Genomic DNA, 21006 nt, shown 5'->3' on the forward strand with positions numbered 1-21006 from the left:
CGCTGGCGTGCAGGCTGCCTGGGAAGGTGCGGCGCACCTGGAGGCCAGCGCAGGCGCCTTCAAGGCTCGCGATCCGGGCGGGCCGGAAGCGCGCCGCTACCAGTACGGCCACAGCCCCGCCGTGCGTTGCCGGCTGGGATCGGTGCCGGCCAGCAGGGCGCGCGCGTGCTGGAGCACGGCGGTCGAACGCTGGGCATCCGGGTCCCAGATGCAGCGGTGGTTGTCGCGGTCGAGCGGCGCCCAGCGTGCGATGTCGGCCTTGCTGAAGATGACCACGCTTTTCACGCGCAGGCCGGCAGCGACGTGCGAGACGCCGGTATCGTTGCAGACCAGCAGGCGGGCATGCTTCATGAGCGCGGCCATGGCGCCGATCGAGATCGGTGCCGCCGCGTTGATCGCGCGCGCCTGCATGTGCTCCGCCACCTCGGCGGCCAGGCCCGCTTCGTCGGCGGAACCGGTCAGGACCACGTCGACGCCGAACTCGGCCGCCAGGTGGTCCGCCACCTCGGCGAACTTGCGCGGCGGCCAGCATTTGTCGCGCGTGCGCGCGCCGGGATGCACGCAGATATAGTTGCCGGGCTTGAGGCTGGCGGCGACGCCGCTTGCTTCCAGTTCCTGCCGGTCTTCGTGGGCGAGCGGGAATTCGAGATAATCTCCCACCGCGCTGGCGCCGAGGCGCTCGACCAGGCCGAGCAGGCGGCCCGATTCGGCGCCGACCTCGGGGTAGGGAAACAGTACCGTGCGCTCGCTGGCGACCGGTTCGCCCTGGCAGTGCCCGGCCATCGCGTAGGCGCCGAACCCGGCGACGATCTCGTTGGTGATCCCGCCATTGCCGTGCAGTTGCAGCGCCAGCGTGAACTTGCGCGCGCACATGTCGGCATAGAAGGGCGCCAGTTGCGCCTGCCGCACCGGTTGCTCCGGCAACAGCGGGTGGCCGGGAAAGGCGACGAAGTCGTCGATGTAGCTGCGAAAGCGCCTGGCGAACTGGCTGGCCCAGGGCAGTCCCGCCAGGGTGATGCGGGCCTTGGGGAGTGCCGTGCGCAACGCGCGCAGGGCCGGCACGGCGCACAGCATGTCGCCCAGCTGCAGGGCACGGAAGACCACGACGGATTCGATGTCGAGCCGGTGTAGAAGCGGACGGTGGTACACGGTTTCCTCCATCAGGTCGATTGTGCTTCGCCACGGCATTGCTGCTCAGGGTTTTGTGCGCCCGCCACATCGAAAGCGGGCTGCCGGCGCCTGTCGAATCTGCCTCCTAGTGCCCTGCTTCCTAGTGCCTTAGCAGCCGGTCGAGCACGTTGCGGGTGATGCGCTCGACCCGGCGGTCGCGCCCGTCGGCGAGCACTTGCGCCCAGTCGGTCGTGCCGGCCGAGAAGACGGTGCCGCCGCGTTCGTACACGCCCATGGTGGCCGCGTGCACGCCTTCGCCGGCGAGGTGGCGCTCGCGCGGTGGTAGTTCCTGCCAGCGCCGGTCGAGCGGGCAGGCCGCCAGCAGCTGGTAGCTGTCCGGCGTGCCGCACTCGTCGGCCCAGGCCGACAGCGTGGCCTGGCCGCTGTCGCGGTCGAAGGCGTCGAGCAGCGCACCGTCGCATTCGTAGCCCGCCAGCGGCGGCCAGGTATCCGCTCCAAAAGCTTCGCCGCGCCGCAAGCCGGTGCCGGCGAACACCCAGTGCTCGGGCTGCTGAACGACGAAGCCGGTCGTCTGGCGTGCGCCGTCCCACCAGCCGCCGCCGTGGCGGTAGCTGGCGCCGCTGAGGCCTTCCTCGGGCCTTCCCGCGCCGCTGGCGGGCCACCAGTGGTCGAAAGCGCCGCGCGCGCTGCCCTGGTGGCAGACCAGGGCCGTGCCTTGCTCGACCAGGTGCACGCGCCACCAGCACAGGTTGGCGGCAAAAAAGGCGACGTTGCCGCCGCCCGCGACGAAATCCTCGACGGCGTCGCGCGTCGGCGCGGTCCAGTATTCGTCGTGGCCGACCGACACCAGCAGCCGGTAGCGCAGCGGCAGCTCCGGATCGTCGTGGATGTCGAGGTCGGTGCAAAAGTCGGGCGCATAGCCCTGGCGCGCGAGCCAGCGGATGAAGCGCGCGTCCCAATGGGCAAAGGTCTGGCGCGCCGAGGCCGCGTCGTAATGGTCGGGCGCGCCCCAGGTCGGCCCGCCGATGCCGCCGCCGGGGCGCTGTAGCGACACCCGGGCGCCGGGCGGGTCGCTCGAGCGCGGCGGTTTGTCGTAGTAGCAGCCGCCGCCGCTGTGGTTGTAGGCGTGGTAGGTGGCCAGCGGCAATTTATAGAGCATGCCGCGCCCGCGCCGATGACCATGCGTCTTGGGTGCTGCGCGCACCACGAACAGCGCCGCGCCGGACTGCAGCGCCAGCGACGGCCCCTGCCTGCCCCGGGCTTCCTCCAGGTGGGCGATGTAGACCGCCGTGGGCCAGTGCGCCGGCACCGGGAATTCGTAGGCGGGCCAGCGCCAGTCGTCGCCGGCGCCGCGTTCGGGCGCGCGCTCGCCCGGCAGCCAGGCGGAACTGTGCATGGCCTGGAAGCCGTCGCGCCACAGATAAAAATGGACACGAAAGCGGCGGCTGTCGGTGGCCACGTGCAGCACCAGCCGCTCGCCCGGCTGCACGCTGGCGCGCGCCGGATATGCGCGGATCATTCCGGCAGCTCCGGTTCGACGCGCTTGCGCACCAGGTAGGGCGGCATCGCCAGCGCATGCAGCGGCAAGCGACGGAAGGTGGCGAGCGCCTGGGCCGGGGTTTCGACGATCGGTTCGTCCCTGCCGTTGAACGAGGTGTTCAGCAGCACCGGCACGCCGGTGCGCTCGGCAAAGCCGGACAGGAGCGCGCGCAGCAGCGGGTCGCCGTCCGTGCCCACGGTTTGCAGGCGGGCGGTGCCGTCCACATGGGTGATCGCCGGCACGGTGCGGGCGCGTTCCGGCCGCACGGGCGCCGCGAACTGCATGAAGGGCGAGGCGCCGGGCACGTCGAAGTAGTCGTGGGCGTGTTCTTCCAGCACCACCGGCGCCAGTGGGCGGAACCACTCCCTTTCCTTGACGCGCGCGTTGATCCAGTCGCGCACGTAGCCGCGCCGCGGGTCGCCCAGGATGCTGCGGTGCCCCAGCGCGCGCGGTCCGAATTCGCTGCGCCCCTGGTACAGCGCGACCACCTTGCGCGCGCACAGCAGGTCGAGCATGCGCGCGCACAGCGCGTCGCGGCCGTTCGGGCGCTCGACCACTAGGTCGGCGGCATCGGCCACGGCCTGCGTCACCGCCTCGTCGATGGCGGCGGGCAAGGGCGCCGGGCCGAGATAGTCGTGGCTCCAGCGGAAGTCGCAGCCCTGGCCCGCCAGTTCGGTCAAGCCGTACACCGCGCAGCCGAGCGCGGTGCCGGCGTCGCTCGGCGCTGGCGGGATGAAGACGCGCCGGAACGGCGTCTCGCGCAGCAGGCGCTCGTTGGCCGAGCAGTTCAGCGCGGTGCCGCCGGCGAAGCACAGCGCATCCATGCCGGTGGCCGCATGCAGCCAGCGCGCCACCGCCAGCAGCGCATCCTCGAAGGCGCGCTGGCCGGCCGCGGCCAGGTTGGCGCAGTCGGAAAAGCGCGCCTCGGGCGCGCCGTAGCGGAAGCGCCCGCGCTCGGCCAGCAGCGCACGCCAGGCCGGCGGAATCGCTACCCGGTAACCGTCGACCTCGAGCGGCGGCAGCGCCAGCACGCGCGCGTCGCCATGCGGCGCCAGGCCCATCACCTTGCCCTCGTTGCCTTCGCCGGGAAAGAGTGCCTGCGTCAGCAGGAAATAGAACATGCCCAGGCCGACGAGCCGGGTGTCATCACGGTCCCACAGCTGCTTGCCGATGCAGGTCACGCGTTCGCGGTTGGCGACGTAGAACGAGGACACTTCGCGCCAGTCGCCCGGCACGCCGGCCGCGCCATCCCAGTGTTCGGTGAAGTCCGCCACCGGACTGCCCTGGCCGTCGACGACCATGACTGCCGCTTCGCGAAACGGCGACGGGTGGAAGACGCTGTACAGGTGAGCCAGGTGGTGCGAGATGCGCGCGCGGCGGCAGTCCGGCGCCAGCACCAGGGTGTCCGCCAGCTCGGCCTCGTAGCTGGCCAGGGCCGCGATCTCGGCATCCGACGAGTAGCACTCGACCAGCACCTCGACCGGGCGCTCGAGGCCGGGCAGGGCGGGACGATAGTGCTGGCGCAGGTCGCCGGGCTTGCCCCAGTGGTGCTTGTGGCGGGTGAGCCTTTCCTTTTGAATCGCCCATGCCAGCTGGGAGCCGTGCATCAGGCAGATGCTGGCGTCCTGGGTACGGTTAATGCCGAGCACGACTGGGCCGAGCACGGCCGGGCCGAGGAAAGCAGGGGCGGAGGCATCGTTCATCGTCTTCTCCTGTATTTTTGTAGGGTGCTGTTTTGTAGCGATGGGGCGATCCAGCCCTACTTTGAGCACGATGAGCTGCCATTAGTTCGGTACGGTTTTTCGCGCGTGCGCGGGTCTGCGCATTTGCCTGCGCATGAAACCTGGCGCCGCCGCCGCGGTCTTAGGGTTTGGTTGACACTGGCAAGCGAGGACATCATGGCGCAAGCGAATCCGGCCGGGGCCGGCCAGCCGACGCCGCAGGGCGAGGGGCCATCGCCGGACGGCCGCGCGGGCGGCGGCACGCAATTCCTGCTGCAAGCGATGCAGGATGCACTGGCGGAAATCCAGGTCTGCGAACTGGCGATCGAAAAATCCGGCAACGACGAGGTCAAGACCTTTGCCCAGGCGATGGTCGACGAGCATGGCCGCATGGGCCGCGACATCGAGCAGCTTGCCCGGCGCAAGGGCCTGGGCGCGCCGCAGGATTTGCGGCCCGAGCAGGAAATGACGGTCGAAGAATTGTCGAGCCTGTCGGGACGGGATTTCGAGCAGCGCTGGATCCAGTACAACATCGACGCCCACGAGCGCGACATCAAGGTCTTCCGCCACTACGCGGGCGAAGAGCCCGATCCCGACATCCGCACGCTGGCGACGACGATGGGCGAGACCCTGGCCGAGCACCTCAAGATGGCGCACGAGCTCGGCAAGAAACTGGCGCAGTCCTGAAGGAGGCGCAGGCACGCGCGCGGCGCTCGCGGTATGATGGGACACCCTCTCATCCGTGATAGAACGTATGCTGCACACGCCCCCGACCTTCACGCCGCTGATGGCGCCGCAAGCCCATCCCGACCCGCTCACTTTCCTGTTCCACCACGGCCGCCTGCTGGTGCGCGAAGCCGACCTCGCGCTGCCCGACGCCGCCACGCTGTCCGCGCTCGACCTCGATCCGGCGCTGCTGCAGCCGGTCGGCCTGCTGGGCGAGCGCTATTGCCAGGCCGGCTGGAGCGAACGCGAGGAGGCGCCGCCGGGCTACGCCTGGCGCGGCCTGCGTTCGCTGTTCTTCGGCGACATGGACGAAGCGACGATGGGCGTGGCCGGACGCGCGGCCCAGATCGCCGAATGGGCGCGCACCCACCGCTACTGCGGCGCCTGTGCCCATCCGATGGAACGCCTGTGGCACGAGCGCAGTTTCAAATGCACCCACTGCGGCCACCTGGCTTACCCGCGCATTTCGCCGGCGATGATGGTCCTGATCAAGAACGGCGACAAGGTGCTGCTGGCGCTGCACCACGCATCGGCGGCGAAGCGCTTCACGCCGCTGGCCGGTTTCCTGGAGGCGGGCGAATCGATCGAGGAAGCGATCCACCGCGAGGTCTACGAAGAGGTCGGTTTGCGGGTGACCAACCTGCGCTATTTCGCCAGCCAGTCATGGCCCTTCCCGCATTCGCTGATGATCGCCTTCACCGCCGACTATGCCGGCGGCGAGATCCGCATCGACACGAGCGAAATCGCCGAGGCGCGCTGGTTCGGCCCGGATGACGAATGGCCGGAGCGCGTGCCGCACATCTCGGTGTCGAGCGTGCTAGTCGACGCGCACCGGCCGCCCGGGCGCTAAGAGTGCCTGACAGCCCCCTCATGGCGGCGTTGCGTTGTCTCGCCGTACGCTCGTACTGTCTTCGACAACGCGCCTTGCCCTAAGGGGGCTGTCAGGCGCTCTGGGTTCCGGGTTAGGCCTCGCCCGAAGTGGCGGGCAGGGCCGGCGTGGCGCGCACCACCGCCACCGTCGACGTCACCATGGCCGGCGCCGCCGGCGTCATTGAGGCGGCTGCGATCGCCGTTTCCTGCGGACGCGCCCCGGTGCCGCGCAGTTGCACCGCGCGCTGCAGCAAATCGAACCAGAACGGCGCGCCGAACAGCGTGGTCGAGGCCGTGATCAGCCAGCCGGCCGCCTGCAGGGCAAAGGCGGCATCCAGTACCGGCGGGAAGCTTTCCCAGCCGATCGGCAAGGCCCACAACTGACGCAGGGTCTCGGCGTCGAGCGCGCCCGACGCCCCGCCGATATGGGCCGCCAGCTGGGGCTGCTGCCAGAGGGTGCGGAACAGGTTGATGCTGTCGATGTTGAACAGGATCGCCAGCAGCAGCGAGAGCAGCAGGGAAATCAAGAGCTGGCGCCGTTTATAGGCGCCCGATACCCGCTCCATCGCGTTGTCGAACCAGCCGGCCACCAGCAACTGAAAACGCTCCAGGTCGCCGGCCGCGCGCGCATGCAGGGCGTGCAGGGCGCGCCGTACCTGCGGGTCGCGGATGGCGTCGATGTCCGCGCCGAGGCGCGCGAAGTCGCCCGGGACCTTCTGGATGCTGTCGATCAGGGCGATCGCGAAGTGCGCCGGTTCGATGTAGGATGGGCGCGCCGCGAGATGGCGCTCGTCGACCGGGCTGCCGTCGCTGTGCGGATTGACCAGCGGATGGGCGTACACCATCTGGGCCAGCGCATCGAAGCGCGGGTCGTTGAGCATGCTTTTAATGCCTGCCAATAAGGTGTTGGCGCGTAGCCGGAACGCCGCCGCCAGCGCCTCCTGCAAGGTGGCGACGATCAGCGCCACCGTGCCGTAACAGAACGTCAATCCGATTGCCACTTCGAGTACCGAGCTTCCGAACATAGGCCGCCTCCTGTCGCATGAGAACCTGTCCACGCTAGCGCATCGGCGCAACAGATGAGTCTGCTTTGCTCAAGAAATCAGCAGGCTTCGGAAGCCTCCCCGCATTTTCTATATACTGACGGCAATCGTATTTTTAGGGTTGAACATGTCTGACAAAGAAGCATTCACTGAACACGACTGGCGCCGACTGCTGGCCAGCCTTGGTGAAGATCCGAACCGTCCAGGCCTGCACGAAACGCCGGCGCGCGTCGCCAAAGCCTGGAAACACTGGACCTCGGGCTACGACCAGGATCCGGTCGCCGTCCTCAAGGCCTTCGAAGACGGAGCCGAGCAGTACAACGAACTGATCGTGGTGCGCGGCATTCCGGTCTACAGCCACTGCGAGCACCACCTGGCGCCCTTCTTCGGCAAGGCGACCATCGGCTATCTGCCGAACGGCAAGATCGTCGGCCTGTCGAAGCTGACCCGCCTGGTCGACATCTTCTCCAAGCGCCTGCAGGTGCAGGAACGCATGACGATGCAGATCGCCAATGCGCTGATGGAAGTGCTCGAGCCGAAGGCGGTGGGCGTGGTCGTCAAGTGCCGCCACATGTGCATGGAAAGCCGCGGCATCCGTACCCAGGGCGAGGAAACCATCACCTCGTGCATGCTGGGCGAATTGCAGCCGAACCTGGCGCTGCGCACCGAGTTCCTCTCGCTGGCGCGCGACTAAAGCGCGCCTGACAATTCCCCCTATGGCAGCGTTGCATCGTCTCGCCGTACGCGCGTACTGTCATCGCCGATGCGCCTTGCCCTAGGGGTTTTGTTAGACGCGCCAAAAGCCTGTTCCGGCGGGCCATGACGGCCCGTCGGGAACCTGTTCATTAACTTCGCCCTCAAAGGAGTTTTAGGGGGCGAACGATGGCTCGGTCTGAATTCCCCAGCGACATTCCGCGCGAGCAGTTCGAGCGCGTGCGTGGCATGCTCGAAGCGGCGCGCCGCAAGACGCGCCCCCGCAAGCACGACCTGTACGACGTCTATTGCGCGGTCCTGTATTTCCTGCACACGGGCGCCGCATGGCGCAGCCTGCCGCGCGAGTTTCCGCCCTGGCGCACCGTGCACGAATACTTCACGCAGTGGACGATGTTGCGCGACGGCGGACGCTCCCTGCTCGAACAGACGCTCGAGACGCTCGGGCGCGATGTCGAGCTGGCCCAGCTGCACCGCCTGATGCGGCCGCGCTGACAGGGCGGGCGTCCCATCGCAGCGTGGAAGTGCCGCAACAGTGGCACCCATACACTGATCCCGGGTATCGGCTCTACTGTCGAGCCCGGCTTTGTCACATTCTGTTGCGATTTCAAATCGTGCGCACTGGGCGGCTGAGCTAAGCTGGGTTATTGTTGTTTTTTCATCCCGGCCGCCCGATGTTCGACCAATTGAACCAATACCTGTTCGCGATCTTTAATTCTTCCCCTGGTCTGGACGGCTGGCGCCTGCATGGGGCCATCTTCGCCGCCGAATGGCTGATCATGATCGTGCCGCTGGGGCTGGTGCTGATGTGGATGAATGGCGATACCGCCCAGCGCGAAGCCGCCGTGCGTACCTTCCTGGCCGCCGTGATCGCGCTGACGATCAACAAGCTGATCGGCCTGGCATGGACCCACCCGCGCCCCTTCGTGGCCGAGATCGGCCATACTTTCATGTATCACGCGCCCGACAGTTCCTTCCCGAGCGACCACGGCACCAGCATGTTCTCGGTGGCGCTGGGCCTCCTGCTCGGCCCCTTGCGCGAGGCGCGCCGCTTCGGCGCCGCGCTGCTGCTGCTGGCCTTGCCGGTGGCCTGGGCCAGGGTATTCCTGGGCGTGCACTGGCCGCTGGACATGGTCGGGGCGCTGGTGGTGTCGACCTTTGCCGCGGTGCTGATCAACACGCGTCCTGGCCAGGCGCTGGCCGCGACGCTGGTGCCGCTGATGCAAACCGTGTACCGCCGGGTACTGGCGGCGCCGATCGCAAAGGGCTGGCTGCGTCCTTAAGAGTGCCTAAAAACCTTTATGGCTGCGTTGCATCGTCTCGCCGTACAAGCGTACTGTCTTCGCGGTCCGCCGTTGCGGCGCTGCGTCGGGTGGCCGCATCCCTTGCCCTAAAGGTTTTTAGTCGCTCTTACTGTATTGGCGTTTCCGCTTCCTCGAACACGAGCTTGTCGTTCTCGTCGAGGTGGAACAGGCCGAGCGGCTGCCCGCTGACCTGCTCGGGTTCCTCCATCTCGGTGCAGCCATTGGTTTCCACCCGCCACACCAGCTCCCCGGCGCGCAGCGTGTAGACGTTCTCGCCCGAGGCGAACAACTCGAGTTCCACATCCGCTGCCGGCAGCGTGGCCAGTTCGAAGCGGCGCTGGCAGTCCGGCAGCCGCGCCGCGATCAGTTCCAGCGTGACATCCTTCTTCCAGAAATGCTCCTGCATCGCGCGCACGGTCAGCGTGTGTTCGTTGCCGTCGATGTGGTAGGTGGCCGAGTCGTCGACGCAGCCGGCCAGCAGCAGGGGAGCCAGGAGAAAAAGTTTTCGCATGCGGGGATTCCAATAAGGCGGACAGGGCGCCGCGGCCAGTATAGAACGCGGCGTTCTCGCCCCGCAACTGCCCAGCCGCAGGCTCCCGGACTCCCCACTTTGTCGATTTGGGTGATCATGAAGCCGTTGTCGTCTTCACCATCCATCATGAACACGAAACACCCTGACTACGAAACGCTCGAAGCGAAAGGGGCGAAACCGGTCAAGATGTGGACGCGCGGTGTGCCCGTCGAGACCGAGGCCAAGGAGCAACTGAGCAAATTGGCGCAGTTGCCCTTCATCTACCACCACGTTGCCGTCATGCCCGACGTGCACCTCGGCAAGGGCTCGACCATCGGCAGCGTGATCCCGACGCTCGGCGCGGTGATCCCGGCGGCGGTGGGCGTCGACATCGGCTGTGGCATGATGGCGGCCAAGACCACGCTGCGCGCGAGCGACCTGCCCGACAGTTTGGCGAAGCTGCGCAGCGCCATCGAACAGGCCATCCCGCACGGCATGTCGCCGAAGACGCGCAATGCCCGCGGCCGCGACGTCGGCTCCTGGGACCGGCCGCCGCCGCCGGTGGACGCCGGCTGGTCGAGACTGAAGGACGAATTCGACGCCTTGTGCCGCAAGTGGCCCAAGCTGCGTGGCACGAACAACTACAAGCACCTGGGCACCCTGGGCAGCGGCAACCACTTCGTCGAGATCTGCCTGGACGAGGACAACTTCGTCTGGCTGATGCTGCACTCCGGCTCGCGTGGCGTGGGCAATGCCATCGGCACCCATTTCATCGAGCTGGCCAAGCAGGACATGCGCCGCCACATGGTCAATTTGCCGGACCAGGACCTGGCCTATCTCGAGGAAGGCACCGAGCACTACCGGGACTACATCGAGGCCGTCGGCTGGGCCCAGAAATTCGCCCGCATCAACCGCGAAGTGATGATGCAGAACCTGATCCATGCCGTACGCAGCGTGATCGTGAAACCCTTCGAGACCCACGTCGAAGCGGTCAATTGCCACCACAACTACGTGCAGCAGGAACGCCACTTTGGCCGCGACGTCATGATCACGCGCAAAGGTGCGGTCTCGGCGCGCGCGGGAGAACTGGGCATCATTCCCGGCTCGATGGGCGCGAAGAGTTTCATTGTGCGCGGCAAGGGCAACCCGGAAAGTTTCAACAGCTGCAGCCACGGCGCCGGCCGCACCATGAGCCGCACCGAGGCCAAGCGCCGCTTCACCCGCGCCGACGTCGAGCGCGCCACGCAGGGCGTCGAGTCGCGCAAGGACGAGGGCGTGATCGACGAAATACCGATGGCGTACAAGGACATCGAGGCCGTCATGCGGGCCCAGGACGAACTGGTCGAAGTGGTGCACACCCTGAAGCAGATCGTCTGCGTGAAGGGCTGAGTGCTACCTCTGCCGCCAATCACAACCTATCGAGAGTAAATCCATGCCAGACGACGAACAGACCCAGCTGGCGCCGATGACGGCGCCCTATGTTCCGCCGCAGCCGCTGACGCTGCGCATCAACGGAACCGACCATCACGTACAGGTCGAGCCGCGCGTGAGCCTGCTCGACGCGCTGCGCGAAACCCTGCACCTGACCGGCACCAAGAAAGGCTGCGACCGCGGCCAGTGCGGCGCCTGTACCGTGCTCGTCGACGGCCAGCGCATCAATTCCTGCCTGACGCTGGCCGTCATGCACGACGGCCGCGAGATCACCACCGTCGAGGGCCTGGGCCAGGGTGACGAGCCGCATCCGGTGCAGCAGGCCTTCATGGACCACGACAGCTTCCAGTGCGGCTACTGCACGCCGGGCCAGGTCTGTTCGACGGTCGCACTGTTGCGCGAAATCGCCGAAGGCCAGGCCAGCGCGGTCACCCGGGGCGAGCGGCCGCAGGGCTTGAGCGACGAGGAGATCCGCGAGCGCATGAGCGGCAACCTGTGCCGCTGCGGCGCCTACCAGAACATCGTGGCCGCCATCCGCAGCGCGGCCGCTGCCCAAGGATAAGGAGCCCTGCATGCATTCGATCTCGTATGAGCGGGCGCGCGACGTCGCCCATGCCGTCGAGCTGGGCCGTGCGCCGGGCAGCAAATTCATCGGCGGCGGCACCAACCTGCTCGACCTGTATAAAAGCGGCATTGAGCGTCCGACGCGGCTGGTGGACGTCAGCCGCCTGACCCTGAACACGGTCGAGGCACTGCCCGATGGCGGCGTGCACATCGGCGCCATGGCCAGCAACACGGCGGCCGCCAATCACCCGCTGGTGCGCCAGCGCTACCGGGTGCTGTCGGAAGCCATCCTGAACGGCGCCTCGGCCCAGCTGCGCAACATGGCGACCATCGGCGGCAACCTGCTGCAGCGCACCCGCTGCTATTACTTCACCGACCCGACCTTTAAAAGCTGCAACAAGCGCGAACCCGGTTCGGGCTGCGCCGCCATCGACGGCTTCAACCGCATCCACGCCATCCTCGGCGCCAGCGATGCCTGCATCGCGACCAATCCCTCGGACATGGCGGTGGCGCTGGCGGCGCTGGACGCGACGGTGCGCCTGGTGGGGCCGGACGGCGAGCGCAGCGTGCCGATAGCCGAGTTCCACCGCCTGCCGGGCGACACGCCGCAGTTCGATACCGTTATTCGGCAGGGCGAATTGATCACGGCGGTCGACCTGCCGGCGTCGACCTTCGGCGCGCATTCGCATTATGTAAAAGTGCGCGACCGCGCCAGCTACGCCTTTGCCCTGGTCTCGGTGGCCGCCGCGCTCGACCTGCAGGATGGAACGGTGCGCGACCTGCGCCTGGTGCTGGGCGGCGTGGCGCATAAACCCTGGCGCGCCGAGGAAGCGGAGAACATCCTGCGCGGGCAGGCCCTGACGCCTGAGGTCATGGAACGCGCGGCCGCGGCGGCCGTCGCCGGCGCCCGGCCGCAGGCCCACAACGCATTCAAGATCGAACTGGCCCAGCGCGCGATCGTGCGGGCCCTACAAACGGCCGGAGAAAACAAAGGAGGAGCGGCATGAGCATCGTCGGCGCACCCATCAACCGAGTCGACGCCTGGGCCAAGGTCAGCGGCGCGGCCCGCTATTCGGCCGAACACCCCGTCGAGAACCTGGCGCAGGCGGTGCTGGTCACCAGCACCATTCCGAACGGCCGCATCAAGCGCATCGACACGAGCGAGGCCGAACGGCTGCCGGGCGTCATCCACATCATGACCCACGAGAACGCGCTGCGCCTGCCGCGGGAAACCAAGGATGGCAAGCTGTCGCCGCCGATCGGCCGGGTACTGTCCCTGCTGCAGGACGATGCGGTCCACTACAACAACCAGCCGGTCGCCGTGGTGGTGGCCGAGACCTTCGAGCAGGCGCGCGAAGCGGCGGCGCGCCTGCGCGTCGAGTACGAAACGCAACCCGCGCTGCTCGACTTCGAGGAAGCGAAGCAGCACACCCATCCGCCCGAGAAGGTGCTGACCCAGTCGACCGACACCAGGCGCGGCGATTTGCAGACCGGCCTGCTGTCGGGCAGCGCGCGCATCGACGTCACCTATCGCACGCCGGTCGAGAACCACAACCCGATCGAACCGCACGCGACGATCGCGGCCTGGGATGGCGACGACCTGCTGCTCTACGACTCGACCCAGTACATGAAGGGCGTGCAGCGCACCGTCGCCGGCACCCTCGGCATCGCGGAAGAAAAGGTGACGGTGCTGTGCCCGTATGTTGGCGGCGGTTTCGGCTGCAAGGGCTCGGTCTGGTCGCACGTGGTGCTGGCGGCGATGGCCGCGAAAGGTGCCGGGCGTCCGGTGAAGCTGGTGCTCGACCGCAACCAGATGTTCGGCCCGGTCGGCGCCCGTCCGGTGACCGAGCAACGCCTGCGCCACGCCGCGATGTCGGACGGCCGCCTGACCGCCACCGCCCACGACACCGTCGCCTACACCTCGATGATCGAGGACTGGATCGAACCCTGCGGGCTGATGACGCGCATGATGTACGAGGCGCCGAACCAGGAAACCACGCACCGGCTGGCGCGCATGCACCTGGGCACCCCGACCTTCATGCGTGCGCCCGGCGAAGCCTCGGGTTCGTTCGCGCTGGAGTGCTCGATGGACGAGCTGGCGGTCGAACTCGGCATCGATCCTTTGGCGCTGCGCCTGCGGAACTACACCGAACGCGACCCGGGCAAGGAGCTGCCGTTTTCCAGCAAATCGCTGCGCCAGTGCTACGAGACCGGCGCCGAACGCTTCGGCTGGAGCCGGCGCAATCCGCAGCCGCGCTCGATGCGCGAGGGCGATAAACTGGTCGGCTGGGGCATGGCCACCGCCACCTATCCGACCAACCGCTCGAAGGGCGCGGCCTCGGCCACGATCTACCCGGATGGTACGGTGGTGGTGCGCTCGAGCACCCAGGACCTCGGCACTGGGACTTATACCGTGATGACGCAAGTGGCGGCCGATGCGCTCGGCCTGCCGGTCGAGCGCGTGCGCTTCGAGCTGGGCGACTCGCGCCTGCCGGAAGCGCCGGTCTCGGGCGGCTCGACGACGGTGGCGAGCGTGGCGCCGGCGGTGCAGGCGGCAGCCCGGGCGCTGCGCCTGAAGCTGGCCGGCATCGCGGTCGCGGACGCGCGCTCGCCGCTGCACGGCGCGCTGCCGGACGAGGTCGAGAGCGATGGCGGCCGGCTATTTTTGCGCGGCGATCCGTCGAAAGCCGAATCGATGACCGACATCGTCGCGCGCCACGGCGGCGAGCCGGTCGAGGCGCAGGCCGACGCCGACCCCGGCGACGCCAGCAAGAAGTTCTCGATGCATGCCTTTGGCGCCGTCTTCGTCGAGGTGCACGTCGACGAGGCGCTGGGCGAAGTGCGGATGCCGCGCGTGGTCGGCGTCTACGGCGTCGGCAAGCTGATGAACGCCAAGACCGGCCACAGCCAGCTGATGGGAGGCATCGTCTTCGGCCTCGGCATGGCGCTGTTCGAGGAAACCGTGTTCGACCTGCGCGACGGCCGCGCCGTGAACGGCAACCTGGCCGAGTACCACGTCCCGGTAAACGCCGACATCGGCAGCATCGAGGTGGAGGTGGTCGACGAGGACGACCCGCATGTCAATCCGCTGGGCGCGAAGGGGATCGGCGAGATCGGCATCACGGGCGTGGCGGCGGCGGTGGCGAATGCGATCTATCACGCGACCGGCAAGCGGATCAGGGAGTTGCCGATTACGCTGGACAAGCTGTTGTAACGCGGACGCCGACGAAATCGCGGGGATCTCTCGTAGGGTGGGCACCCCGTGCCCACGCGTTACGGACGTATCCGGTCGACCGTTAGCGGTGACTTGTCGCTCGCACCGCATCCGCCAGTCGTTTCGCGTTGGCGTCCGTTTTCATGTTTTTACGGGCGATACGTTGCCGCAGCCGGCAGAAACATGTGCCCACCCTACGAACCGCATTCGCGGTATGGCAAGCGGAACGTCAGATCAACGTTGCGGTTGCCAGCGGGTTTATTCGCCCGCCTTTTCCCAACCACCACCCAGCGCCAGGAACAGCGCCACCTGGTCGCTGGCCAACTTCGCATCCGACGCCGCCACCGCCGCCTGGGCCGAGGCCAGGGTGCGTTCGGCGTCGAGCGTGGTGAGGAAGTCGGTGCGCCCGAAGCGGTACAGCTTGGCGGCCTGCTGGGAGGCCAGGGCGGCCTGGTCGCGGGCGGCCTTCAGCGCCGTGTTGCGGTCGAGCTCGCGCGCATAGGCGGTCAGCGCGGTCTCGGTCTCGCGCAGGGCGTTCAGCACCACGCCGTCGAAGCGCGCAAGCGCGGCGGCGGTGCCGGCTTCGGCCTGGGCGATATGTGAGCGCGCATTGCCGGTCGAGGGAATGGTCCAGGAAATCAGGGGTCCCAGGCTGTAGCGGAAGGTATTGCCCTGGCCGAAGCCCGACAGGGTGCCGGTGCTGCCCGCCGACAGGCCCAGGCTGATCGACGGATACAGCTCGGCGGTGGCCACGCCGATGCGCGCGGTGGCGCCGGCGAGCACACGTTCGGCCTGGCGGATGTCCGGGCGGCGTTTCAGCAAAGTGGCGCCGTCGCCGACCGGGATCGCCGAGGCCAGTTGTGGCGCCCCGGTGCACTGCGCCACCGCCTGCGGGAACTTGCCCGGCACGTCGCCGGTCAGCACCGCCAGCCGGTACAGCGCGGTGCGGCGCTGCGCCTCCAGTGGCGGCAGGGCGGCGCGCAACTGCTCGAGCTGGCCCTGGGCGCGGCTGTTGTCGAGCGCCGTGCCGCGGCCGAGTTTCACCCGCTGCGCGGTCGACGCGACGAACTTGCGCTGCAGGTCCACCGACTGCTGGGCGATCGCGATTTGCTGCCCGGCCGAGCAGGCCTCGGCATAGGCGCGCGCAGTGTCGGCCGCCACCGTCACCCGGGTCAGGTCGAGCGCGGCCTGGGCCGCTTCCGTGTCGGCGTCCGCCGCCTCGATGGCGCGCTTGATCTTGCCGAACAAATCGAGCTGGTAGGAGACGTGCAGGCCGGTGTCGTAGGTGCCTTGGTCCGGCAGCGAATGCGGCAGGCCGTTGGCGGCGCCGGACAGGCGGCCGAAGCCTGGCGAGGCCGACACGGCCGCTTCCGGCCGGCCCAGCTCTTCCGCTTCCGACAGCACGGCGCGGGCGCGGGCCAGGTTGGCGGCGGCCACGCGCAGGTCGGTGTTGGCGGCAAAGGCTTTATTGATCAAGCCATCCAGCGTGCTGTCGCGGTACAGGCGCCACCACTGCGCCGGCAACGGCGCCAGGCTGAAGGGTTTTTCGGCGGCGCCCACGAACGGCGCCGCGGCCTCGGGACGCTTGACCGCGGCCTCGTCCGGCACGCGGTAGTCCGGGCCGACGGTGGAACATGCGCTCACGCTCAGCAGCGCCAGCGCCGCCACCGCTTTCAGGGGGAAGAATCGGTAATGCGTCATCATGCAATCAGTTTTTCAGCGAGCTGGGCGCGGCCATCGCGTGCGCCTGGGCGCGCGGGGCCGGCGTGCTTTGGCCCGGCAGCACCTGCACGGTCGCGGTCTGGCCGGCGACCAGGCGCACGTTGGCCGGCACCGGGTCGAGGGCCACGCGCACCGGGATGCGCTGCGCCAGGCGGACCCAGTTGAAGGTCGGGTTAATGTTCGGCAGCAGGTTGGTGCCGGTCGTGCGGTCGCGGTCCGAGATGCCTTCGGCGAAGCTTTCGACATGGCCGCTCAGCTTCTGCGGCGCGCCCATGAGGGTGACCGCGACCGGGTCGCCCAGGTGGATGCTAGGGAGCTTGGTTTCCTCGAAATAGCCTTCGACGTAGAACGAGGTGCGGTCGACCAGGGCCATCACCGGATGGCTGGCGCTGACATACCCGCCGGGGCGCAGGTCGAGGTTGGTCACAAAACCGTTGACGACCGATTTCACCTGGGTGCGCTCGAGGTTCAGCTTCGCGGTGTCGCGGTTGACCACCGCCTGCGCCAGCGCGGCGCGCGCCGTTTCGACGCGCGACTGGCCCTGCTCGCGGGTTTCCTGCGCCACCAGGTCGTCGAGCTGGACGTTGCGGCGCGCCTCGCGCTGGGCCTGGTTCAGCGCCGCCTGGGCCGCCTGCTCGGCCGCCTCGGCCTGGCGCAGGGCCAGCTCGAAGCGCGCCCGATCGATCTCGAACAGCAGGTCGCCGGCGTTGACCTGCTGGTTGTCGTGCACGTGTACCTTGGTCACCTGGCCGGTGACGTCGGGCGCGACCTGCACCACATAGGCCTTGACGCGGCCGTCGCGCGTCCAGGGTTCGACTTCATAGTGGCGCCACAGCTGCCAGCCCGCGAACACGGCGCCGGCGGCGGCGATCAGGGTGATACCGACCCGGCCCACGGCCGGAAGAGAGAATTTCATGACCATATTCAGAATAGCTTGGATCCAAGGAGAGCAAGGCTGCCCAGCACGATGACGAACAGCGAAAAATCGAACAGCGCCGGATGCCAGACGTGGCGATAGAAACCGGTGCGCGCCAGCACCCAGTTGAAGAGGCGCGAGACCACCAGCGCGAGCAGGGCCAGCAGCAGCAGCGGTGGAACATAGATGCCGTAGAGGCTGACTTCGCCGATCATCGGATTTCCTTTTCAAGCAAGGGCGAGGGTTGATAGGGCGGAGCCTGCGGGAACAGGTCGCGCCGGATGCCGGCCAGCGCCGCCAGGGCGTCGCCGCGGGCGGTCGAGGCCTGGGCGGCGCTGACCGAGCGCAGCGCGTTGTCGAGCGAGGCCAGCAGGCGCGCGTCTTCCTGCGCATCGTGGCGCGGACGCGCTTCGAAATGCTGCGCCAGGTGTTCCAGCAACGCCCACAGCGCGGCCTGGCTGCGGCCCAGCTCGTGGCGCGCGGCCAGCAACTGGCTCATGTTCAGGCCGATGCGCAGGTCGACCAGGGCATCGGCCGCCTGCAGGTCCTGGTGGGCGCCGGCCATCGCCAGGCGCGGTGTGAGCAGGGCGATGCGGTCGACCATGCGCGCCGAGAATTCCGGCACCGAGGGCGTCTGGCGGCCATCGCCCATGCGCGCCAGTTCCTTCCAGCCGGCGCGCAGCAGGCGGCGCGCGGTCCAGCCGGCGCCGACGCTGCGGAACAGGCCGATCACCAGCACCGCCAGCGCCAGGCCGGCCAGCTGGGCCAGCGTGAAATTGATGAAGGAGGCGGCGTCGGCGGTATGGGTGTCCTGCAGCGCCAGGGTGCCGGCGATGCCGAACATGAAGGGCATCGCCTTGCCGAAGGTGGCGGGCCGCGCGATCAGCACGCCCAGCAGCAGGAAGGCGGGCGCGCAAGCCAGCACCAGCATCTCGAAGCTGTGGATCGCCGGCAGCACGGCCAGCAGGTAGAAGGCCGACAGCGGCACCGAATAAATGGTCCAGACCAGGAAGCTTTTAATGAAAGGCACCGGATCGTCCTGGGTCGCGAAGAAGCAGGACATCACCGCCGCCATCATCGGCATCGCCGACCCGGTCGGCCAGCCGGTGGCGATCCAGAAGGCGCAGCCGGCCAGGGTGGCGATGATCGCCGCCAGGGCCGAGATCAGGGCCATGCCGCGGTCCAGGTGCAGCGCATGCGCCGGCACGCCGGGCAGGTGGCGCGCTTCGGCCGGCAGCGCGCCGGCGGCGCCGGCGCCGATGTGGCGGCGCAGCGTTTGTGCTTCGACACCGAGGTCGACCAGGGCGCGCAGGCGCGCGGCCAGGTTCAGCTGTACCAGTTCGAGCCAGCCGGCGTGACGCGACGGCGTCGGCACCAGGGCATCGATGGCGGCGCGCAATTGTCGCGGGTCGGCCGGGGTGGCGCCTTTCGGCGTGGCGGCCCAGGCCGTGATGTCGGCCAGCAGGCTGCGCCAGCGCGAGGACGCGTCGAGCGCGCCCAGCTGGCGCAGCGCCAGCAGCCGGTCCTCGATCGAGGACAGCAGGGGCACCAGCGCCGCAAGGCGTTCCTGCAGCGCGTGGATCGCGTTTGCCGTCCAGCGCAGGTGCGAGGTATCGAAAGGCAGGTGCACCGCCATCATGCGCAGCTCGGTGATGTCGCCGGCCAGCTTGCGGCGGTCGCCGGCGCTCTTGTCCTCCCCCTGCGGCGCCAGCGCGTCGGCGATCCAGTCGCGGGCATCGCGCAGCGCCTTGTCCAGGCGCGCCAGCATGACCGGGCCGAAGCTTTGCGGGAACACCAGCGAGTGCACCACGGTTGCGCAGGTGATGCCGAGCAGGATTTCCTCGACGCGGGCGAGCGCGATGTCGAAGATCGTGCCCGGGTTGTCGACCGCCGGGAAGGCAATCAGGCCGGCGGTGTAGCCGGCGAGCATGAGCACATAGGAACGCGGCGTGCGGTCGAGCAGGGAGACGTACAGGCAGCCGCCGACCCACAGCGCCAGCGCCAGCGACAGCAGCTCGGGCGAGTTGGCAAAGGCCGGCACCATGATCACGGTGGCGAAGGCGCCGAGAAAGGTGCCGCCGAAGCGGTACATGGCCTTCGACCGGGTCGGGCCGGCGAAAGGGGCGCTGACGATGTAGGCCGTCATCAGCGCCCAGAACGGGCGCGGCAGTCCGATGCGCATCGCGATGTAGAGCGCGAGCATCGCTGCCGCAAAACTTTTTACCGAGAATAGGACTTCGGTCTTGCTGGGAAACTTCACGCCTGCTTCTCTCTGGCGGGCTGTTCGCAGGGCTTGCCGATCTGGGCCTGGATGCTGCTTAGCACGCGCAAGCAGGCGTCGATCTCGGCCTGGTCGAAGCCGGCAAAGAGGTTGCGGCGGAACGGGATCAGCGCCTCTTCCATCTGCCTGGCGCGGGTCTTGCCGTCGGCGGTGAGCTGCAGCAGCTTGGCGCGGCGGTCCTGCGGATCCTCGTGGCGCTCGATCAGGCCGCTCTCGATGAGCAGGTCGACGACGCGCACCAGCGACGAGGCTTCCAGGCCCAGCGCCTCGGCCAGCATGCCGGGACGCACGCCGTCCTGGCCGAGGCGGCCGAGGATCAGCACCGGCAGCGCGGTGGCCTGCGACAGGCTGTATTGCGAGGCGACCTTGTCCGCCATCGCCTTGTAGGCGCGCGAGGCTTGCGTCAGCGTCGCGGTCAGTTGCATCAGGGTGTGATCGAAGGGGTCCATGCTGGAGGGAGATTCGTTTGAGTGCGAAAGTTTAGCATGCGAAGTAATTTCTTGCAGGGAGGCGGAGGATTCTGGACGTAGGGTGGGGTCATTGATGCTGGGAGCATCAATGACGTGCCCACGCGTGACCTTTGCGTCGTGTTGGCGCGAAAAGCAGGCCAACAATGCTCACCGTTCACGCGTGGGCACGGGGGCGCCCACCCTACGTCAGCTCAAGCGTCGAGGTTTGCTTTCAGCGTCGCAATCGCCGCCAGCGAAGCCGGCAGGTCGAACTCATGCTCCGGCGCCACCTTGCGCAGCACCTCGATCGGCGCATAGCCCCAGTGCACGGCGGCGAAGGCGACACCGGCCTTGCGCGCGGCTTGCGCGTCGGTGGCCTGGTCGCCGATGTAGAGCGCGGCGCTGGGCGCCACCGCGGCGCGCCTGACCACCTTGCGGATGCGCGAGGTCTTGCCGAAGATCGACATGCCGCACTCGTACTGGCTGATCAGGGAAGCCAGTTCCGGCCCCAGCACTTGGCGCACGTTCTCTTCGGAATTGGACGAAACGATGGTCAGCCCGATGTCGCCGCGCGCCAGTTCGCGCAGCGCGTGGTCGACCTGCGGGAACAGGCGCACCTGTCCGGCGTTCTGGCGCATCAGGGCCTTGAAGCTGGCGGCGGCCAGCGGCAGCTTCCAGGTCGGCATGCCGACCTGGCGCATCATTTCGCGCGGCTCGTAGCGGCGCAGGCGTTCGACCTGCGTGACGTCGATGCGCCGGAAACCGTGCTGGTCGGCGATCTGGTTGAACACGCTCAGGAAGAAGGGAAACGAATCGGCGAGCGTGCCGTCGAAGTCGAAAATGGCGAGGCGGTAAGTCATGCTGTGAGGGGG

The 21006-nt window shown here is 68.2% G+C and carries 19 protein-coding genes and 1 pseudogene; 9 read left to right on the forward strand and 11 right to left on the reverse strand.

Annotated elements, in window-relative coordinates; genetic code table 11:
• Positions 1 to 96: 96 nt before the first annotated feature.
• From ACFOPH_RS19565 to ACFOPH_RS19575, 3 genes are all read right to left on the reverse strand, one after another.
• Positions 97 to 1188 carry a glycosyltransferase family 9 protein gene (locus tag ACFOPH_RS19565; protein WP_379737001.1) on the reverse strand — a complete coding sequence of 364 codons (1092 nt, stop codon included), beginning with the start codon at positions 1186 to 1188 and terminating at the stop codon, positions 97 to 99.
• An 82-nt stretch (positions 1189 to 1270) separates the two neighbouring features.
• Positions 1271 to 2650, reverse strand: a complete 1380-nt coding sequence (locus tag ACFOPH_RS19570; RefSeq protein WP_379737002.1) for a N,N-dimethylformamidase beta subunit family domain-containing protein — start codon at positions 2648 to 2650, stop codon at positions 1271 to 1273.
• On the reverse strand, positions 2647 to 4374 hold the full coding sequence (locus tag ACFOPH_RS19575; RefSeq protein WP_379737003.1) for a carbamoyltransferase family protein: 1728 nt from the start codon (positions 4372 to 4374) through the stop codon (positions 2647 to 2649). The genes ACFOPH_RS19570 and ACFOPH_RS19575 overlap by 4 nt, the downstream gene beginning before the upstream one ends.
• A 195-nt stretch (positions 4375 to 4569) precedes the next feature.
• On the opposite strand from ACFOPH_RS19575, the gene ACFOPH_RS19580 reads away from it, so the two are divergent.
• Both ACFOPH_RS19580 and nudC read left to right on the forward strand, forming a co-directional pair.
• Positions 4570 to 5079, forward strand: a complete 510-nt coding sequence (locus tag ACFOPH_RS19580) for a DUF4142 domain-containing protein (protein ID WP_312551253.1) — start codon at positions 4570 to 4572, stop codon at positions 5077 to 5079.
• A 67-nt stretch (positions 5080 to 5146) separates the two neighbouring features.
• Positions 5147 to 5968: an NAD(+) diphosphatase gene (gene nudC / locus ACFOPH_RS19585; protein WP_312551251.1), complete on the forward strand. Its 822-nt coding sequence runs from the start codon at positions 5147 to 5149 to the stop codon at positions 5966 to 5968.
• 112 nt (positions 5969 to 6080) lie between these two features.
• Here the strand turns inward: nudC and ACFOPH_RS19590 are convergent, their stop codons facing one another.
• On the reverse strand, positions 6081 to 7013 hold the full coding sequence (locus ACFOPH_RS19590; protein ID WP_312551249.1) for a hypothetical protein: 933 nt from the start codon (positions 7011 to 7013) through the stop codon (positions 6081 to 6083).
• 145 nt (positions 7014 to 7158) lie between these two features.
• Here ACFOPH_RS19590 and folE point away from each other — a divergent pair, with 145 nt between their 5' ends.
• From folE to ACFOPH_RS19605, 3 genes and pseudogenes are all read left to right on the forward strand, one after another.
• Positions 7159 to 7725, forward strand: coding sequence for a GTP cyclohydrolase I FolE (folE, locus tag ACFOPH_RS19595; protein WP_312551248.1), 567 nt, complete (start codon positions 7159 to 7161; stop codon positions 7723 to 7725).
• A 188-nt stretch (positions 7726 to 7913) separates the two neighbouring features.
• Positions 7914 to 8189: pseudogene (locus ACFOPH_RS19600) on the forward strand (transposase); the annotation flags it as partial.
• Positions 8190 to 8416: 227 nt separating this feature from the next.
• The gene (locus ACFOPH_RS19605) at positions 8417 to 9025 is read left to right on the forward strand and encodes a phosphatase PAP2 family protein (protein WP_379737004.1); all 609 of its coding nucleotides are present in this window, start codon (positions 8417 to 8419) and stop codon (positions 9023 to 9025) included.
• A 127-nt stretch (positions 9026 to 9152) separates the two neighbouring features.
• On the opposite strand, the gene ACFOPH_RS19610 is transcribed toward ACFOPH_RS19605, so the two are convergent.
• A complete protein-coding gene (locus tag ACFOPH_RS19610; RefSeq protein WP_312551244.1) occupies positions 9153 to 9557 on the reverse strand; it encodes a hypothetical protein in 405 nt (134 codons plus the stop codon).
• Between the two features lie 147 nt (positions 9558 to 9704).
• Between ACFOPH_RS19610 and ACFOPH_RS19615 the strand changes: the two genes are divergently transcribed.
• Genes ACFOPH_RS19615 through ACFOPH_RS19630 form a run of 4 tightly spaced genes read left to right on the forward strand, consistent with a single transcriptional unit; the run spans position 9705 to position 14766 of the window.
• Positions 9705 to 10946, forward strand: a complete 1242-nt coding sequence (locus tag ACFOPH_RS19615; protein ID WP_379737006.1) for an RtcB family protein — start codon at positions 9705 to 9707, stop codon at positions 10944 to 10946.
• Positions 10947 to 10989: 43 nt separating this feature from the next.
• On the forward strand, positions 10990 to 11550 hold the full coding sequence (locus tag ACFOPH_RS19620; protein ID WP_312551240.1) for a (2Fe-2S)-binding protein: 561 nt from the start codon (positions 10990 to 10992) through the stop codon (positions 11548 to 11550).
• 10 nt (positions 11551 to 11560) lie between these two features.
• Entirely contained in the window at positions 11561 to 12559 is a 999-nt protein-coding gene (locus ACFOPH_RS19625; RefSeq protein WP_379737007.1) for an FAD binding domain-containing protein, read from the forward strand.
• Positions 12556 to 14766: a xanthine dehydrogenase family protein molybdopterin-binding subunit gene (locus ACFOPH_RS19630; RefSeq protein ID WP_379737008.1), complete on the forward strand. Its 2211-nt coding sequence runs from the start codon at positions 12556 to 12558 to the stop codon at positions 14764 to 14766. Before ACFOPH_RS19625 ends, ACFOPH_RS19630 begins: the two co-directional genes overlap by 4 nt.
• A gap of 258 nt (positions 14767 to 15024) precedes the next feature.
• Here ACFOPH_RS19630 and ACFOPH_RS19635 read toward each other — a convergent pair whose 3' ends face one another.
• From ACFOPH_RS19635 to ACFOPH_RS19660, 6 genes are all read right to left on the reverse strand, one after another.
• A complete protein-coding gene (locus tag ACFOPH_RS19635; RefSeq protein ID WP_379737971.1) occupies positions 15025 to 16467 on the reverse strand; it encodes an efflux transporter outer membrane subunit in 1443 nt (480 codons plus the stop codon).
• Positions 16468 to 16474: 7 nt separating this feature from the next.
• Positions 16475 to 17404 carry an HlyD family secretion protein gene (locus tag ACFOPH_RS19640; RefSeq protein WP_312553803.1) on the reverse strand — a complete coding sequence of 310 codons (930 nt, stop codon included), beginning with the start codon at positions 17402 to 17404 and terminating at the stop codon, positions 16475 to 16477.
• 8 nt (positions 17405 to 17412) lie between these two features.
• On the reverse strand, positions 17413 to 17619 hold the full coding sequence (locus ACFOPH_RS19645) for a DUF1656 domain-containing protein (protein ID WP_312553800.1): 207 nt from the start codon (positions 17617 to 17619) through the stop codon (positions 17413 to 17415).
• Positions 17616 to 19664 (reverse strand): FUSC family protein, encoded by a 2049-nt coding sequence (locus ACFOPH_RS19650; RefSeq protein ID WP_379737009.1) that lies wholly within the window; start codon positions 19662 to 19664, stop codon positions 17616 to 17618. Before ACFOPH_RS19650 ends, ACFOPH_RS19645 begins: the two co-directional genes overlap by 4 nt.
• Positions 19661 to 20134, reverse strand: coding sequence for a MarR family winged helix-turn-helix transcriptional regulator (locus ACFOPH_RS19655; RefSeq protein ID WP_379737010.1), 474 nt, complete (start codon positions 20132 to 20134; stop codon positions 19661 to 19663). The genes ACFOPH_RS19650 and ACFOPH_RS19655 overlap by 4 nt, the downstream gene beginning before the upstream one ends.
• Before the next feature lie 212 nt (positions 20135 to 20346).
• Entirely contained in the window at positions 20347 to 20994 is a 648-nt protein-coding gene (locus ACFOPH_RS19660) for an HAD hydrolase-like protein (RefSeq protein ID WP_379737011.1), read from the reverse strand.
• Positions 20995 to 21006: the final 12 nt, after the last annotated feature.

It is taken from the genome of Massilia haematophila (genome assembly GCF_042647645.1).
GTDB classification, from domain to species: Bacteria; Pseudomonadota; Gammaproteobacteria; order Burkholderiales; family Burkholderiaceae_D; genus Telluria; species Telluria haematophila.